Origin of the sequence: Sorangium sp. So ce834 (genome assembly GCF_051521425.1) — a bacterium.
Classification (GTDB): domain Bacteria; phylum Myxococcota_A; class Polyangia; order Polyangiales; family Polyangiaceae; genus Sorangium; species Sorangium cellulosum_D.
The window spans coordinates 3527554-3544741 of the sequence record NZ_CP150351.1; the positions used below are offsets into that span (position 1 = coordinate 3527554).

9 protein-coding genes and 3 pseudogenes are annotated in these 17188 nt (G+C 70.0%); 8 read left to right on the forward strand and 4 right to left on the reverse strand.

Going from position 1 to position 17188, the window contains the following annotated elements:
- Positions 1 to 303: 303 nt before the first annotated feature.
- The 7 genes and pseudogenes from WMF20_RS12935 to WMF20_RS12965 all read left to right on the forward strand — a co-directional run.
- On the forward strand, positions 304 to 2619 hold the full coding sequence (locus WMF20_RS12935) for a family 2 encapsulin nanocompartment cargo protein terpene cyclase (protein ID WP_437617115.1): 2316 nt from the start codon (positions 304 to 306) through the stop codon (positions 2617 to 2619).
- A 21-nt stretch (positions 2620 to 2640) separates the two neighbouring features.
- Positions 2641 to 4047, forward strand: coding sequence for a family 2B encapsulin nanocompartment shell protein (locus WMF20_RS12940; protein WP_437613622.1), 1407 nt, complete (start codon positions 2641 to 2643; stop codon positions 4045 to 4047).
- Positions 4048 to 4143: 96 nt separating this feature from the next.
- Positions 4144 to 5544, forward strand: a complete 1401-nt coding sequence (locus WMF20_RS12945; protein WP_437613624.1) for a family 2B encapsulin nanocompartment shell protein — start codon at positions 4144 to 4146, stop codon at positions 5542 to 5544.
- A 14-nt stretch (positions 5545 to 5558) separates the two neighbouring features.
- On the forward strand, positions 5559 to 7244 hold the full coding sequence (locus tag WMF20_RS12950) for a mechanosensitive ion channel family protein (RefSeq protein ID WP_437613626.1): 1686 nt from the start codon (positions 5559 to 5561) through the stop codon (positions 7242 to 7244).
- 154 nt (positions 7245 to 7398) lie between these two features.
- Entirely contained in the window at positions 7399 to 7953 is a 555-nt protein-coding gene (locus WMF20_RS12955; RefSeq protein ID WP_437613628.1) for a hypothetical protein, read from the forward strand.
- Positions 7954 to 7968: 15 nt separating this feature from the next.
- Positions 7969 to 9849, forward strand: coding sequence for a cytochrome c3 family protein (locus tag WMF20_RS12960; protein ID WP_437613630.1), 1881 nt, complete (start codon positions 7969 to 7971; stop codon positions 9847 to 9849).
- A 158-nt stretch (positions 9850 to 10007) separates the two neighbouring features.
- Positions 10008 to 10775: pseudogene (locus WMF20_RS12965) on the forward strand (transposase zinc-binding domain-containing protein); the annotation flags it as partial.
- A gap of 197 nt (positions 10776 to 10972) precedes the next feature.
- Here the strand turns inward: WMF20_RS12965 and WMF20_RS12970 are convergent.
- The 3 genes and pseudogenes from WMF20_RS12970 to WMF20_RS12980 all read right to left on the reverse strand — a co-directional run.
- Positions 10973 to 11107, reverse strand: coding sequence for a hypothetical protein (locus WMF20_RS12970; protein WP_437617273.1), 135 nt, complete (start codon positions 11105 to 11107; stop codon positions 10973 to 10975).
- Between the two features lie 192 nt (positions 11108 to 11299).
- Positions 11300 to 12061: a hypothetical protein gene (locus WMF20_RS12975; RefSeq protein ID WP_437617274.1), complete on the reverse strand. Its 762-nt coding sequence runs from the start codon at positions 12059 to 12061 to the stop codon at positions 11300 to 11302.
- 721 nt (positions 12062 to 12782) lie between these two features.
- A pseudogene (locus WMF20_RS12980) lies at positions 12783 to 13597 on the reverse strand (NADP-dependent oxidoreductase); the annotation flags it as partial.
- On the opposite strand from WMF20_RS12980, the pseudogene WMF20_RS12985 reads away from it, so the two are divergent.
- A pseudogene (locus WMF20_RS12985) lies at positions 13593 to 14168 on the forward strand (TetR/AcrR family transcriptional regulator); the annotation flags it as partial. The pseudogenes WMF20_RS12980 and WMF20_RS12985 sit on opposite strands and share 5 nt — an antisense overlap.
- Positions 14169 to 14271: 103 nt before the next feature.
- Here WMF20_RS12985 and WMF20_RS12990 read toward each other — a convergent pair.
- The gene (locus WMF20_RS12990) at positions 14272 to 17187 is read right to left on the reverse strand and encodes a TonB-dependent receptor domain-containing protein (RefSeq protein WP_437613632.1); all 2916 of its coding nucleotides are present in this window, start codon (positions 17185 to 17187) and stop codon (positions 14272 to 14274) included.
- Position 17188: the final 1 nt, after the last annotated feature.

Sequence of the window (17188 nt, forward strand, 5' to 3'; positions counted from 1 at the left end):
GGCCGATCCGCGCGGCGCGGGTGGTCGCCGCGGCGTTGCCGCCCGAACGGCTCCGCACCAAGCGGCGGCTTTTGCGCCGCGGGGGTTTCGGGCTGGTCCCCAGTTTATTTGGCGAAGCCGCTGAGCCGAGCTAGATCCGCCCTGCCCGAAAGACCCCGGTCGGTCTGCATGGACGAGCCCCCAAAACGGATCGTCGCACGCCTGCGTGCGAGCGGCCGAGCTGCGTCCGGGATGCACACCGCCAAAGACGTTCAGGTCGCCCGCGTCGTCCATATCGTCGATGCGCGAGAGAAGTCAGCGAACATGCAACCTTTCACGCTGCCCGCCTTCTACATGCCGTATCCGGCGCGCATCAATCCGCACCTCGAGGGTGCGCGCGCGCATGCCAAGGCCTGGTCCTACGAGATGGGTATCCTGGAGGAGAACCCGCATGGAAAACCCATCTGGACCGAGAGCGACCTCGACGCGCACGATTACGCGCTGCTCTGCGCGTACACCCACCCCGACGCGCCCGCGCCCGAGCTCAATCTGATCACGGATTGGTATGTCTGGGTGTTCTTCTTCGACGACCATTTCCTCGAAATCTACAAGCGCACCAAGGACATGCGCGGCGCGAAGGCGTACCTCGACCGCCTGCCGCTCTTCATGCCCGTCGTGCCCACGGGGACGCCGCCGGAGCCGACGAACGTGGTCGAGCGCGCGCTCGCGGACCTCTGGGCGCGCACCGTCCCGCTCACCTCGACCCACTGGCGCGAGCGTTTCCTCGCGGCGACGAGGAACCTGCTGCTCGAATGCATGTGGGAGCTCGCCAATATCCAGGAGAACCGCGTCGCGAACCCGGTTGAATACATCGAGATGCGACGCAAGGTCGGCGGCGCGCCCTGGTCCGCGGGCCTCGTCGAGATCGCCGTGGGCGCGGAGGTCCCGGCCGCCGTCGCCGCGACGCGCCCCCTCGAGGTCCTGCGCGACACGTTCTCGGACGGCGTCCACCTGCGAAATGACCTGTTCTCGTACCAGCGGGAGGTCGAGGACGAAGGGGAAAACGCCAACTGCGTGCTCGTCCTCGAGCGTTTCCTCGGCGTCCCCACGCAAAGAGCGGCCGATTTGACGAACGAGATCCTGACGTCGCGGCTCCAGCAATTCGAGAACACGGCGCTCGTCGAGGTGCCGGCGCTCTGCGTGGAGTACGGGCTGACGCCGGCGCAAGCCCTCGACGTCGCCAAGTACGTGAAGGGGCTGCAGGATTGGCAGTCCGGCGGCCACGAATGGCACATGCGGTCGAGCCGCTATATGAATGGAAACGCGGACAAATCCACGAGCGCCCCCGATTTCCTCGGGGCGCCGACGGGGCTCGGCACCTCGGCGTTCCGGATCAGGCTCACGCCCGGCGCCCTGGGTTTGCAGCGGATCAAGACCCTCACCCACGCCCCGTTCCGGCCCGTGGGCAGGATGCCGCTCCCGAAGATTCACATGCCGTTCAAGCTCCGCTTGAGCCCACACCTGCCCGCGGCGCGCCGGAACACCCTCGAGTGGGCCCGCAAGTTCGCGATGCTCGACGTGGTGCCGGGCGTCTTCGGCTCCGGGATCTGGGACGAGCGCAGGTTCATCGGCTTCGATTTTCCCATCTGCGCCGCGGGCATTCACCCGGATGCGTCCCCGCACGAGCTCGATCTGAGCTCGGGCTGGCTGACTTGGGGGACGTACGGCGACGATTACTTCCCGCTCGTGTTCGGCGCCACGCGGGACATGGCGGGCGCGAAACGGTTCAATGCCCGGCTCTCGATGTTCATGCCCCTCGACTGCGCGGGCGCCCCGGCGCCCGAGAACCCGGTGGAGAGCGGCCTGCTGGATCTCTGGATCCGTACAGCTTCCCCCATGTCGATGAGCTCGCGGCAGACGCTCCGCCGCAGCGTCGAGACCATGACCGGGAGCTGGCTCTGGGAACTCCTGAACCAGGCCCAGAACCGGATCCCGGATCCGGTCGATTACGTCGAGATGCGCCGCAAGACGTTCGGCGCCGATCTCACGATGGGCCTGTCCAAGCTCACGCTCGGCGATGTGGTCCCGGCCGAGGTCTTCCGCACGCGGACGATGCGAGGGCTCGACAACACCACGGCCGACGTGGGCGGCTGGATCAACGATCTCTATTCGTACCGCAAGGAGATCGAGTTCGAGGGCGAGCTCAGCAACCTCGTGCTGGTCGTCGAGCGGTTCCTCGAATGCGACGCGCAGCGGGCCAAGGAGGTCGTCAATGACCTGATCACGGCGCGCGTGCTGGAGTTCGAGCACATCGTCGCGACCGAGCTGCCCCGCATCCTCGACGAATTCGACCTCGACAAGGCGGCCCGCGAGGCCGTGCTCGGATACGTCGAGAAGCAGCGATCGTACATGGCTGGCGTCCTCCACTGGCACGTCGCGACGAGCCGGTACGTGGATGCGGAGCTCGAGCGCCACCCGATCGAACGGGCGATCGAGGGCGCGCGTGGGTTTGGCGCCTCTGCGGCGCGCATCAGCAGTTTCTTCGGCGCCGGAAAAGCCGGTGCCGCGGCTCCTGCTGCGAAGGTGGATCTTTCGATGGGTACGGCCCGGTCCGTGCCGGTGAAGCACGGGCGGTCCTAACCGTCCGGGAAAGAGGGACTCATGTCTATCTCAGGGAATTCGGGTTCGATCGACCAGCAGCAGACCAGCCTCGCGACGGCGGCCGCGAGGCAGCTCGCCACGACCACCAAGTCGGCGCCGCAGATGCAGGGCATCTCGTCGCGGTGGCTGCTCAAGCTCCTGCCATGGGTGCACGTCAACGGCGTGTACCGCGTGAACCGCCGCCTGAGCTATGCGGTGGGCGACGGGCGCGTGACGTTCACGAGCACCGGCGCGAAGATCCACGTCATCCCGCAGGAGCTCTGCGAGCTGCCGCTCCTCCGCGGTTACGAGGACGTCGAGGTCCTCACCGCGCTGGCGAACCGCTTCGTGCAGCGTGAATACAAGCCCGGAGACGTCATCACCGAGCGCGGCAAGGAGGCCGATCACATCTGCCTCATCGCGCACGGCAAGATCAATAAGATCGGCGCGGGCAAGTACGGCGATGAGACGGTGCTCGCGGTCCTCGCGGACGGCGACCATTACAGCTACCAGGCGCTCCTGGAGACGCAGGATCACTGGACGTTCACGGCCAAGGCCGTCACGGCGGTCACGGTGCTGACGCTCCAGCAGAACGTCTTCGAGGAGCTCGTCGCCCAGTACCCGTCGCTGAAGGAGCACCTCGAGAGCTTCAAGGCGCTCGCCACGAAGAAGCAGGACAACACGGGCGAGGCGGCGATCGAAATCGCGGCGGGCCACTCCGGCGAGCACGTCCTCCCCGGCACGTTCGTCGATTACGAGACCTCGCCCCGCGAGTACGAGCTCAGCGTGGCGCAGACCGTGCTCCAGATCCACACGCGCGTCGCGGATCTGTTCAATGAGCCGATGAACCAGACGGAGCAGCAGCTCCGCCTGACCATCGAGGCCCTGAAGGAAACCCAGGAGCACGAGCTCATCAACAACCGCGAGTTCGGCCTCCTGCACAACGCCGACCTGAAGCAGCGCATCCACACCCACAGCGGCCCCCCGACGCCGAACGACATGGACGAGCTCCTCGCCACGGTCTGGAGGGAGCCGTCGTTCTTCCTCGCGCCCCCGCGCGCCATTGCGGCGTTCGGCCATGAGTGCAGCCGCCTCGGCATCTATCCGCAGAGCGTCGAGGTGAACGGCAACCACGTCCCGGCGTGGCGCGGCGTGCCGATCTTCCCGTGCAACAAGATCCCGGTCTCGGAGGCGCGGACGACCTCGATCTTGCTCGTGCGCGCGGGCGAGAAGAACCAGGGCGTCATCGGCCTGCACCACGCCGGCATTCCGGACGAGGTGGAGCCGAGCCTCAACGTGCGCTTCATGGGGATCAACGACAAGGCCATCATGTCGTACCTCGTCAGCCTCTATTACTCGGCGGCCGTGCTGGTCCCCGACGCGCTCGGCGTCCTGGAGAGCGTCGAGATCGGACGCGCCTACGAATGAGCCGCGAGCGGTAGGCGCTCCGCGTGTGCCCCGTGCAAACGCGGGGGATACGCGGAGCGCTCTGCTCTCCGAAGCGCGCAGAAGGAAAGGTACATCATGGCAAACGCCGAAATACCTGGGATCGGGAACGAGGTAGAGCGTTCGAGCCTCGGGACGCTGGGGGCGCGAAAGCTCGCGACGACGACCAAGTCGCATCCGCAGATGCAGGGGATCACCCCCCGGTGGCTCCTGCGGGTCTTGCCCTGGATCGAGGTCACGGGCGGCACGTATCGCGTGAACCGCCGCCTGAGTTATGCCGTCGGCGACGGGCGGTTGAGCTTCGGCAACGTCGGGGCGAAGGTGCAGGTGATCCCGCAGGAGCTCTGCGAATTGCCGCTCTTGCAAGGCTTCTCGGACGACGCCGTGCTCGACGCCCTGGCGAGCCGGTTCATCCAGCGGGAGTACAAGCCCGGCGCGCTGATCGCCGAACGCGGAAGACCCGCGGAGACGATCTTCCTGCTCGCGCACGGAAAGGCCCAGAAGCTCGGCGTCGGCAAGTACGGCGCCGACACGATCCTCGACGTCCTCGCGGATGGGGACCATTTCGGGGATCAGTCCGTCATCGAATCGAGCGACGTCTGGACGTATTCGGTCAAGGCCGTCACGCCGTGCATCGTGCTCGAGCTCCCGCAGCGCGCCTTCGAGGAGCTGATCTCGCGATCCCCGGCGCTCCGCGCGCACGTCGAGTCGCTCAAGGAGCGGCTGAAGAAGCCGCAGGACAAGGTCGGACAGGCGGCGATCGCGATCACCGCCGGTCACAAGGGCGAGCACGCGCTCCCGGGGACGTTCGTCGATTATGATGCCGCGCCGCGTGAATACGAGCTCAGCGTCGCGCAGACGGTCCTCCGGCTCCACACGCGCGTCTCGGATCTCTTCAACGATCCGATGGATCAGCTCCAGGAGCAGCTCCGCCTGACCGTCGAGGCCCTGCGCGAGCGGCAGGAGTACGAGCTCATCAACAACCGCGACTTCGGCCTCCTGCACAACGCCGACCTGAAGCAGCGCCTCCATCCCCGGAGCGGCCGCCCGACGCCCGACGACATGGACGAGATCCTCTGCCGGCGCCGCAAGTCGCAGTTCTTCCTGGCGCACCCGCGCACGATCGCCGCCTTCCACCGGGAGTGCAGTCGCCGCGGCATCTACCCGACCGGCGTCGTGCTCTCCGGCACGAAAGTCACGGCGTGGCGCGGCGTCCCGATCCTGCCTTGCGACAAGATCCCGATCAACCAGGACGACACGAGCTCCATCCTCGTCATGCGCACGGGGCAGGAGCACCAGGGCGTCATCGGCCTCCACCGCACGGGCCTCCCCGATGAGATCGAGCCCGGTGTCTCGGCCCGCAAGATGGATACCGACCCGAAGGCCATTACCTCGTACCTCGTGAGTACCTATTACTCCGCCGCGGTGCTGGTGCCCGACGCTCTCGGCGTCCTTGAGAACGTCCAGATCGGGCGGTAGTCTCGACGGCCCCTATGACTCTGCATCTCGACCTGCTCCTCCACAACCTCGTCGCGCTGTGCATCGCGATCGTGGTGCTCCTGCTCCTCTCGGAGCTCGTCGTTAGGCTGATCCATCGGGGCTACGCTTTCGCCTTGCGCTCGCCGACGCTGGAGCACGTCACGGCCGACGAGCGCAAGGCGTTCCGGCGTCGCGTCCGTCGCCGCGCGCTCGTCTGGGTCGCGCTCGTCGGGGCCGTGCTCATGGGCGGCGCGGCGTTCGCCACGGTTCGCGGAATTCGCGCCCTCGACGTGGTGAAGAGCGCGCTCGTCGGGCTCGCCGGAGACGATCCCGCGCTCGCCAAGGTGCGGCTGCTCACCGCGCTCGGCATCGCCGTCGGCGCGCTCTTCGTCGACGCCCTCGCCCGGGGGCTCGCCGACGCGCTGGGGCAGGCGGTCGCGCGCTCGGGCTGGCTGGAGAAGCGGCGCGAGTCGGTCGCCGAGGTCACGGTACGCCTGCGCAAGGCGCTGCGCGTGGTCGTCCTCAGCGCCGCCGCGGTCCTCCTCACCGAGAAGCTCGCGCTCGCGCCGGGAACCCAGCGCACCGTATTGCTCGCCAGCTACACGCTGGGCGCGTTTTACGTGAGCCGCCTCGCGACGGGGATCGGATACCTCCTCCTCGACGTCATCTTCGACAACTCCACGAGGCTCGCCCGCCTCGAAAGCCCGCTCAGGTACCTCGGGAACCTGTCGCACCTGCTTGGGATCACGAAGCGCGTCGTCGACTATTGCGTGTACATCACGGCGGCGACGTGGGTCGCGGACGCGCTCACGCCCGACACGTGGCTCTCACAGGCGGGGCGGGTCGGGCTCCGGATCATCGCGATCGTTTATGCGAGCCGGGTCCTGGTCGAGATCTGCGTGCTCCTCATCAACGACCTCTTCCTCGGGAAGGTGGCGGAGGAGAACCCCCAGACGCTCCAGCAACGAAAGACCCTGGTCCCCGTGGCCATGGGCTTCGTGCGGTACGCGATTTACTTCTCGGCTCTCGTGCTGGGGCTGCGTGAGGCTTCCATCGACCCCACGCCGCTGCTCGCCGGCGCCGGCGTCATCGGCGTGGCCATCGGCTTCGGCGCGCAGACGTTCGTGGGGGATATCGTGGCCGGCTTCTTCATCCTCTTCGAGAACCTGCTCCTCGTCGGGGATCTCGTGGAGATCGGCGGCATCCAGGGGCGCGTGGAGGAGATCGGCGTTCGTATCACGAAGATCCGCGACGAGCTCGGCGTGCTCCATTCGATCCCGAATGGCGAGGTGCGCAAGGTCGCGAACCATTCGCGATCCTATGTGAACGCGGTGGTCGACGTGCACGTACCCTACGAGGAGGACGTGCAGCGGGTGCGTGAGCTCCTCGCGAGGGTCGCCGAAAAGGAGGTCGAGCTGCAGACGGGCGCTCCGGGGCAGGTGGACGTCGGCGTGGAGGAGCTCAACGAGGGATCGATCGTCCTGCGTATCAGCGCGCGCGTGCCGCCCGGCAAGAACAAGGAAGTGAACGATGCGCTGCGCGGCCGCGTCGTGGAGGAGCTTTGCAAAGCGCAGGTCAGCGCGCCGCGCCCGCGTCGAGCCGTCCTCATCGACAGCACGCTTTCCGTCAAAAACCCACCCAAGCGAGAAATCGAGGAGTCCGAGCGCGTCATGCCTCTCTCGCCCGCGAAAGACGACTGACGAGCGGTTCGCCTCGCGGCCGCGCTCAGCCCTGAGCGCGGTATTTCCCGTCAAACATGTTCTGTCAGCTACAGCATAGCTGTACGAGACGGCGCGCACCAGGCCATCCATCGCGCTCGGCTTACCCCTGCTGCCTTCGGGTTGTTTGTGCGCCGTGGGGACGAACTATTGGCTCCGCTCCCGGGAACAGGCGGTCGAGCTCAGTCCACCCAAGGTTGCCGAGCTCTCGGATCTACCGAGCTTCGTCCAGGTGCGCGGGAAGGCCGAGGGCGGCGTCGAAACCACGACGGACAACAACGTGCTGTTCCGCGTCGCGGGGTACCCTTCGGTCGTGTTCAGCGCCGGAGGGGCCAATGACCGGGAGCGCACCATCGCGCTCTTGAACGGGACCGAGTTCGACGGTCGCATGTACACGGCCAAGGAGTACAGCTCGATGGCCGTCAATCAGTTCGCGGAGCGCGCCAGGATGAGCGACGCGCGCGTGGTTCGAGTCGGTGAAACTCCGACCCCCCAGGATCCCGGGGAGACCGACGGATCGCACCGGTTCGCCACCGCAAATTCGTCCTTGGGCGACGCGGTACCAGTACTACAGCCGCACATCGCGAAACCTCCGCGGATTTCGATGCGCGGGCGGACGATGTTGACGCCTGGCTCGTCCGCACACTGGTGGCGCCCAGCTCGTTCGATGGGCGCCGACGTGCGGCTGTAGTACTAGACTGGCGCCGTGGATCTCGACCTCTCCGCCGGCCGCTGGACGTGGGCGCTCGCCGGCGCGCTTTCGCTCGCCGGGTGCGCGGCCGCGCTCTCGCCCGGCCCTCAGCGCTCGCCGTCGCCTCCGCCCTCGGCGTCGCCCCCGCCCTCGGCGCAGGCGAGCAACCTGCTGCGGCAAGACTACGCAGGCTCCGCGGCGTGCGCGGCGTGCCACGCGGAGACCCACGAGGCGTGGCGCCGGTCGCCGATGCACCGGATGACGCGGCGCGCGGGCCCGCAGGAAATTCAGGCGCCCTTCGACGGCGCGACCTTCTCGTTCAAGGGCGACACGGCCACCATGGAGACGCACGGCGGCCAGCGGTACATCCGGCTCGCCAGGGCGTCGGGCGGGGAGCAGATCTTTCGCATCACCAAGGTCATCGGCGGGCGCTACCGGGAGGATTACGTCGGCGTCGAGGTGACCGGCGTGGGCCCTCACGATCGCCCCGCGGGCGATCCGCGCGCCGAGCCGGTCATGCCGGTGTCGTGGCTGATCTCCGAGAAGACGTGGCGGTACAAGGGCTACTCCGTCATGGTCCCGGAGCGGAGCGAGCTCCGGCCAGGCACGTCGTGGCGGCAGACGTGCATCTACTGCCACAACACCGCGCCGTACCTCGCCAGCCTCTACGACGACCTCCTCGACCGGCGCGCGCCCTACCAGGGGGCGGTGCCGGACCGGCTCCTGCCGGCCTCGCGCCGGTGGACGCTGGACGTGACCGATCCGGACGGGCTGCGGAGGGCGCTGGAGGACGAGATCGGGCACGTCCAGGGCGCGGCCCCGCGGCGCGGGACCCCGAACGAGGAGCCGCTGCCCGCGCTCATCGAGGCGGCGCGCAAGGCGTCGCTGCGGCACGTGGACGAGGGCGATCTGATCGAGATCGGGATCGGGTGCGAGTCGTGCCACAACGGCTGCGCCGAGCACGCCCGCGACCCGTCCCGCCGGCCGAGCTTCGAGGTACAGAGCCAGCTCCTCTCCGTGCGGGAGCCCGAGGGCCGGGCGTCGACGCGCGCGGCCGCGCTGAACCGCGCCTGCGCGCGCTGCCACAGCGTGCTCCTCTCGGTGTACCCGTACACCTGGGAGGGCGGCCGCCGCAACGGAGACGCCGGGGGGAGCTCGATCAACTCGGGCGAGGCGCGCGATTTCCTGCTGGGCGGCTGCGCGAACGCGATGAGCTGCGCGGACTGCCACGACCCGCACGCCGAGGACGACCGCGGCGCGCTCCAGCGGATGGGGACCGTGGCGGGCAACGCGACCTGCGTCCGCTGCCACGCCGCCTACCAGGGTGGGGCGGCGCTGCAGGCGCACACGCACCACCCGCCGGACAGCGCCGGCAGCGCGTGCCTCGCGTGCCACATGCCCCGCAAGAACCTCGGCCTCGCCTACGAGCTCACGCGCTACCACCGCGTCGGCTCGCCGACCGATCGCGCGCGCGTCGAGGGCGACCGCCCGATCGAGTGCGCGCTGTGCCACGCGGACCGGAGCGTCGCGAGCCTGATCGGCGACATGGAGCGGTGGTGGGGCAAGCGCTACCGCGCGGAGGCGCTGCGGGCGCTCTACGGGCCCGACCTCCAGGTGAACGCCCTCGAGGCCACGATCGCGCGCGGCCACCCGCACGAGCAGGTGGTCGCCGCGGTGACCCTGCTGGAGCGCATCGGCGCGCCGGCCCTCCCCAAGGTCGCGGGCATGCTCACCCACGACTACCCGTTGGCGCGCTACGTCGTCGGGCACGGGATGGCCGCGGCCGCGGGGCGGCCGCTCGCGATCGACCTCGACGGGGAGCGCGACGCCATCGCCACGGCCGCCGCGCGCTGGCTGAAGGCCGCGCCGGCCCCTCGGGGCCGCCCCTCGCCCTGAGCGAGCGGGGCCGAGGCCACCACCACCGTACCCGCCGTTGCCCCCGACGCCTCCCCATCCATCCGCGCAACCGGGATGAGCCCGGCAAGCACGAGGCCTGTGCCGGGAGGCAAGCGCGGCGGCGTGCGCAGGCGACGACCCTCTCGCCGCGATGCTGCATGGCGACGCCATGGCGAAACTGCGGACGCCACGGGGAGCGGTGGGAAAACGAGTGGCGAAGCGGCTCCTTCGCGGCGAAAACGCGCCCTCACCGCGTGGCGTGCGGCGTGCGGTGTCGGCGCCGTGTGGCCAGCGCGGCTCGCACCACGGGCGTCGTCTACGAGCGCCGTCGCCCCGAGAAGACGACGCTCTACGAGATCGTGCGCGACAACGTGGAGACGCTGTACGGGGCCATCGACGACGGCGCCATCGCCGTCCGGATACCCAAGCACGCGAAGAAGGAGCTCGAAGCCTACCTCGACTGCGGGCTGCTCTGCCGCGGGTTCGCGCGGCTCCGGTGCGAGCGCTGCGAAGAGAGTCGGCTGGTGGCCTTCAGCTGTAAAGGACGCGATTTCTGCCCGTCGTGTCTGGGCCGACGCATGTGTGTCACGGCGGCGAACCTGATCGAGGACGTCCTGCCCGAGGTGGCGCACCGTCCGTGGGTGTTGACGTTTCCGTTTCCGTGGCGGCGCAGGCTCGCCCAGGACGGGGCGTTGTTCGGCGTGCTGACCCGCCTCTTCGTCGAGAGCGTGGAGCGGTTCTACGAAGAGCGCGCCGCGCGCCGAGGCGCGTGCGGCGCGGTCAAGAGCGGCGCGGTGACCGTCGTGCAACGCACGTCCGGCGACATGCGGCTCAATCCGCATCTGCACGTGGTCTTCCTCGACGGGGCTTATCACGAAGACGGCACCGAGCTCGTGTGGAACGAACTCGGTCACCTGCGAACGCGTGAGGTCGGTCAGGTCATAGAGCACGCCGTCGGGCGGATGCTCCGAACCCTCCGGCGGCACGGGAACCCCGTAGCGCGCTCGGCGCCGCCCGGACCACGCTCTTTCGACCCAGGACCGAGCCATCACGACGCTCGCGGTCCCCCCCTTTCGGTTTGCTGCGCTACGCTTCCTCGCGCTGCGATCCGGGCTTCTTTTACCTACGCGCCGCCCCGGGTGAGCATCTCGTACAACTGCCGCCCCAGGTCGCGCCCGGCCCGCTCGTCCGCGGCCCCGACGCCGGCCGCCTGGAGCGCCGCGGTCGCGCCGAGCCCGTCGGTTGCCTCATGGCGCACATCACCACGGGCGAACCTATGCCGCCCAATGACAGCAACGAGTGCACGGCGGACTACTGCGAGGATGGGGAGATCGTGCGCTCGCCCCCCGAGCCCGATGCGCCGTCCGTACTGGAGCCGCCGCGGCCGGTGTCGACGCGCGGCGCGCGCGCCGCGCGCCTCCGGCGGAGGCGAGGCGGCGCTCCATTCGCCTCAGAAACGTTGCGTCCGCGTGTTGTTCGCGGTGTTCGCCTCCGGCGTCCCGTCGAGGTTGGTACCGGTCACCGTGCACACGAGATCGCTGCCAGGCGTCGGCACGATGCCCACCGTGAGCGTTCGCCATTCGCCGGGCTCGAACAGCTCCGAGAACGAGGCCGAGACATGCGCCCCCAACGTGTGGCACTCGAGCCGCGTGACGAAGCCGGTACGCCCCCCGTTTATGACGTCGACCTCGAGGCGGCCCGCATGGTGAATGCTGAAGATCCTGAAGTCCGCCTGGGAGGGGAAGTCGCTCGTGTAGACGAACGCGAAGGGCGCGTGCGGCGACTTGCAGCTGGCGACGAATCCATTCACGTCCGGATGGGCCGTGAGGCATGCTTCCCAGTTGGGCAGGAACGAGCTCGCATCGACGTCCGCCCCGTCGATGCCGACACCGATCACGCGCGCCCGGACCTTCGCGAAGTTCCCGCTAAGCCCTCGCGCGTTCCACGCCCGACTCGGGATCTGCGCCCTCAGGCTCCAGCGGTGCAGCTCGTAATCGTCGTAATGCAGCGGCTCCATGTCCGAGAGGTCGGACCCGACCTCGAAGACCTCGCCCGAGCGCAATGCCTCCACGACCACGCGCTGTCCGCCCGCGAGCGTGAAGCCCATGAAGGTGACCCGCTCCGCGGTGGAGCCCACCGTGTCACCGTCGCCTGGCAGCAGCATACAACCGTTGCAGCCCAGGCCCAGCACGATGACATACCAGTTCTTCACTTCAGACCTCCTCTCTTCGTGCTCGAATCCGTTCCTCACCGGCGCGCCAGCTCCTCGATCGTGAGGGGGCGCCGATATCACACCGAGAGCGCGGCTCCCTCTCCGGGGGCGACAGCGGCCTCGCGCCGGAGCTGTCGATCGTCGCGGGGCGGGGAGAGCCCGGGGCCGCGGTGTCGGGCCCCGGGCGTCCGTTCAGAAGAGGATGATGTTGGACGAAGCCGCTCCGCCGCGGCTGTGGTGGCCCCCTGCGACGGTCGGATGAGACGGCGTTGCCGTCTCGCCGCGTGAGGGCCCGCGTATAGCCCACGACCACGCACGTGCCTGCCCTGATCGGGGCTCCTGAGACGTCGGCCTTGCAGCGCGACGGTCGGATGAGCCTGGGCAGCAACCTCGTCGAGCGAGATCCCGCGTGCAGCCCACGATCCTGCACGGCGCTCCCCTGGTGGGCGACCCTGAGCGGCCCGGCAACGCCAATGCCGGCCGGCCAGGAGACGTGCCATGGGAAAGCGTCGTGACAAGATGATCGAGGACCTCCAGCTCCGGGGCTATGCCCCGTCGACGTGCAGTGAGTACGTGCGCTGCGCGCGGGCGTTCGTAGCCTACCACGTATCCGTTCGGCGACCTGCATCCTGACGCGGAGCGGGCCGCGGACATAGGCTTGCCCGTGGGATGCGAGAGCGACGGCAGGGCGCGGGCAACTCGTCGGTACGAGAGGCGGCCGAACGACCTTGCCCTTCACGTGCCGGCCGGCCTGGAGCTCGACCGCGGCGCGGATTTGCTCGACCGGGAAGCTTGCGGCGATGGGTACCCGGAGTCGGCCGGTCGCAATCAGGCGAGCGAGCTTTTCCAGGGCGCCGGGGGCGGCGTTGGCGCCGTTGGCTGGTGTGATACCGTCGACCTGGGCGGCGATGGTCGTGATGCGCGTGTCAGGGACGCCGAGCGCCCTCGCGGCGTGCGCTGTCTCCGTTCCATGAAGGTCGACGCAGCGGTGATACCGCGGGGAGCGAGGGCACGGACCCGGTCCGCCAGGCCGTCGCCGTAGGCGACCGGCTCGGCTCCGAGAGCGCGCAGGAAATCGGCCGATGTCGCCGATCCCGTCCCGATCACGCGCGCCCCTGCGATCCGGGCCATCTGGACGACGAATACCCCGACTCCGCCCGCCGCGCCGCCGATCAGAACGGTGTCGTCCGGCCCAAGTTCGACCACGGCCAGGGCGGCGGATGCCGTGCGTCCGGCGATCGTGAGGGTGGCGGCGGTGCGGTCGTCGACGCCGTCGGGGGTGTGATGGGCCTCGTTCGCCGCGATGCCCCCGGTCGGGTCGACCACCACGAAGTCGGCGACCGCGCGGGACAGGGCGCCGCCGAACACCCGGTCGCCAGGTGCGAAGCCGGTCACCCCGTCACCGACCTGGTCGACGACTCCCGCGTAGTCGGTCCCGAACCCGGCCGGCAGGCTCAAGCCGAACCGGACGGCGGTGTCCGCATCAGCGGTCATGAACCAGTCCATCGGGTTCAGCCCGGCCGCGGTGACTTTGACGGAGGCGGAGGGCCGCGCACCGCGGGCGGACGCAACCCGTAACCGCGATCAGTTGCTCGCGGTGGCGACCCGCGTGTTCGCGTCGGCTGACACCGAGCCGTCGATGCGTGCGATCGCCCGCGAGGCCGGGGTCGGCATCGCCACGCTCTACCGGCACTTCCCCACCAGAGAGTCGCTGGTCGATGCGGTCTACCGGAGCCAGGTCGTGCGGCTGACGACCGGCGCCCGCGAGCTGCTCGACCAGCTGCCGCCGGCCGTGGCGATGCGGCGCTGGATGGACCTGTTCGGCGACTGGATCGCGACAAAGAACGGCATGCTCGACACACTGCTGGCGATGATCGAGACCGGCGAGATCGCCCACGACCAGACCCGGATCGAGCTGCTCGCGGCCATCACCACGATCCTCGACGCCGGCCGCGCGGTGGATGACCTCCGCCGAGACGTCACCGCCGAAGACATCGCCGCGAGTCTCGTCGGCATCTTCACGGTGGCCCCCAAGCCCCAGCGAGAAGCTCTTGCCAGCCGCCTGTTGGACCTCCTCATGGATGGACTGCGGCCTCCAGTCCGCCGGCAACGGCAACGCTGCTGCCTGCTGGGAGAACAAGAGGTCCAATGGGGTTCCGCGCGAGCTCGCATCCGGCCGGTCTTTCTGGCGGGCTTCCCGACGGGCTGAGCTACGGATAGCTGACCGTGATCTCGGCGAGGAACGTCCTGCCGTTCTGCCGGCTCGTGGACGAGAGGTAGGTCTCCGCGGCCGGGTAGTCGTACCGCGTGTCCATCGCGTTGTAGAGGCCGAGCACGTAGCGCGTGTGAAAGCGCTGGAGCTCGCCGGACAACGTGAGATCCGCGACGACGGCGCCCCGGGTCTCGCCGCCCGCGCTGCGGGAGATCCGCCGGGGCGCGTCCAGGTTGATCCGCAGCGCGGCGGCGGCGAGCCGCTCCACCACCGGGACGACGCCGCGGAACGACGCGAGGTGCTCCGGGGCGTTGATGAGCCGCCCTCCGCCCCCTTGCTGGGCGCGCTGGTAGCCGTACATCGCCGAGAGCATCCAGCCCTGCCGCCACTCGCGGCGGAGCTCGACGTCGCCCCCCACGACGAACGCGTCGCGCTCGCTGTTCGCGTAGCGCAGCAGCCCGCCGTGGTCCTCGAGGGAGATCCGGTCCGACAGCAGGCTCGCGTGCACGGCGCCGAGCGCGATCCAGGCGTCGCCGATGCGCTGCGCGTACTCGACCTCGGCGGAATGGAGGGACTCCGGCTCGAGCGTGAGGCCTGCCGTGGGGTCGACGGCGGGCACCTGCGTCTCGCCGTCCTCGTAGTACTGCTCGGAGACGCTCGGCGCGCGGAAGGCGCTCCCGCCCATGATCTTCAGCACGCCTCCGGGCGCGGGCCGGAAGATGACCGCGGCGCGCGGCACGAAGATGGGCCCGAACGTGCTGTAGACGTCCAGGCGCGCGCCCGCCGAGAAGCGCACCCAGGGCGCGGGCGAGCCGTCGACGATGAGGTACCCGGCGCCGAAGCCGAACGGCTCGCGCTTGGTGCGGACGCGCCCGTCCGCGAAGACGCCGCGCAGCGTCGCCTCGGGGTGCCCCTGCACCTCGCCGCCCCCGGTGACCCGGAGCCCGGCGAGCGGCGTCCACGCCGCCCGGAGCTCGGCGCCCAGCCAGGTGCCGTGCTGCTGCTCGAAGATCGTCGCCTCGTCGAACCGGTAGACCCCGCGCCAGACGAAGCGGTTCACGTGGCCGCGCGCCATGAGCTGCAGGTCGGGCGCGGGCCGCGGCTCGTAGCGCACCTCGGCCATCATGTGCGTGTCGTCGTAGCTCGTCCCCAGGTCGTTGAGCCGCGTGCCCACGTAGCCGGTCGGAATGCGCTGCTCGCGCGTGTGGTACATCCACTGCGCCGTGAACGGCCCGTACCAGGCGCGCCCGGAAGCGCCGCCGGCCCGGAAGCTCTCGGTGCGCTCGGCGATCGGCACGGGCGGGCCGCCCCGGGGGTCCCGCAGGGCGACCGGCACGTCGAGCCCGTCGGAGCGGGCGCCGGTGACGCTGGCCCGCACGCCCGCGTCCGGGCCAGCATTGTAGTGGAACCCGGCGCGCGCGTGGCCCACGCCGTCGTAGTAGGTGCCGGCCGCCACGTGCGCGCCCGTGGGCTCGTCGCGGCCGCGCGGCACGAGGTTGACGATGCCGGAGAGGGCGCCCGTGCCGTAGAGCAGCGAGCCCGGGCCGCGGACGACCTCGATGTGGTCCACGTCGTGGAGGTCGTCGCGCGCGTCCGAGCCCACGAACGAGGCGTTGAGGACGTTGTCGTTCGTCGAGTGTCCGTCCGAGAGGACGAGGAGCCGGTTGCCGTAGTCGAGCGGCTCGCCGAGCCCGCGGATCCCGGCCGAGTAGACCACGTGGTCGTTCGAGAGGTAGACGCCGCGCGTGCCGCGCAGCGCCTCGGCGATGGTCGGGTACCCGAAGGCGCGCAGCTCCTGCTGCTCGATGACGCTGATGGAGGCGGGCGCGTCCTCCACCCGCTCGAGGACGCGCGAGGCCGACGACACCTCGCGGATCGGCTCCAGCGCGAGATCGCGCAGCGCCGCCTGCTGGCCGGCCGCGACCTCGATCGTCCGCTCGACCGGCGCGAAGCCGCGCAGGCTGACGCGCACCCGGCGCCGGCCCACGGGGACGCCCTGGATCACGGACGGCGTGAAGCCCATCGGCCGGCCGTCGATCTCGACCAGGGCGTCGGGCTCGCTGGCGCGCACGAGGATCGAGCCCGTGAGCGGGCTGAGCGTCGCCGTGATCGGCACGGTCTCGTGCGCGGCGACGGTCAGCGGCTGCGGCGCCGCCTGGTAGCCGGCGCGCGAGAAATAGAGCACGTGGCGGCCCGGCGGCAGGTCGAGATCGCAGGGCGCGGCGCAGGCGGGCGGCGCGCCCTCGTTGTCGACGTGGACCGTGGCCTCGCTCGCGCCGCGCACGTCCACCCGGACCGTGCCCACGATGCGGCGGAGCACGATGAGCACCTCCTTGGTCTGGCCGAGCTTCACCGCGGTGTCCTCGACCGCCACGGGCTCGTAGCCCGCGAGCTCGACGAGGATCCGGTAGCGCCCCTCGGCCAGGGCGAGCCGGCGCGGCGCCGTGCCGCGGGCGCCGAGGTCCCTCCGATCGACGTAGATCGTGGCCCCCGGCGGCGACGTGACGATCTGCAGCGCGGCGACGCGCGGCGCGATCCGCTCGAGCGCGGCCCGCGCCTCGGCGACGATCTCCGGGTCGGTCTCGCCCTCGAGCGCGTCGTCGTAGTACCGGTGCGCGTCGGCGAAGCGGCCCAGCTCCTCGTAGGTGAGCGCGATGTTGAAGACGACGTTGCGGTTCGGCACGAGCCGGTTGGACGCGAGGAAATGCTCGAGGGCCGCGCGGAACTGCCCCTTCTTGTAGCTGTCGCGGCCGAGCTCGAAGTGGAGGTCGGCCTCGTCGGCCTGGCCCTCGCCGTCGGCGCGGGCGGCGGGGGCGTGGAGCAGCGCGCCCGCGAGGAGGGGCAGCGCCGCGAGGCAAGACCAGCGAGCGCGCCGCCGAGAGCGCGCGCGCGTGCTCGAGGGCGCGCTCGGCATG

Excerpts from the sequence above, each read along its gene's own strand:
- WMF20_RS12935 (WP_437617115.1), top strand. The coding sequence starts at position 304 with ATGCAACCTTTCACGCTGCCCGCCTTCTACATGCCGTATCCGGCGCGC.
- WMF20_RS12940 (WP_437613622.1), top strand. The coding sequence starts at position 2,641 with ATGTCTATCTCAGGGAATTCGGGTTCGATCGACCAGCAGCAGACCAGC.
- WMF20_RS12945 (WP_437613624.1), top strand. The coding sequence starts at position 4,144 with ATGGCAAACGCCGAAATACCTGGGATCGGGAACGAGGTAGAGCGTTCG.
- WMF20_RS12950 (WP_437613626.1), top strand. The coding sequence starts at position 5,559 with ATGACTCTGCATCTCGACCTGCTCCTCCACAACCTCGTCGCGCTGTGC.
- WMF20_RS12990 (WP_437613632.1), bottom strand. The coding sequence starts at position 17,187 with ATGCCGAGCGCGCCCTCGAGCACGCGCGCGCGCTCTCGGCGGCGCGCT.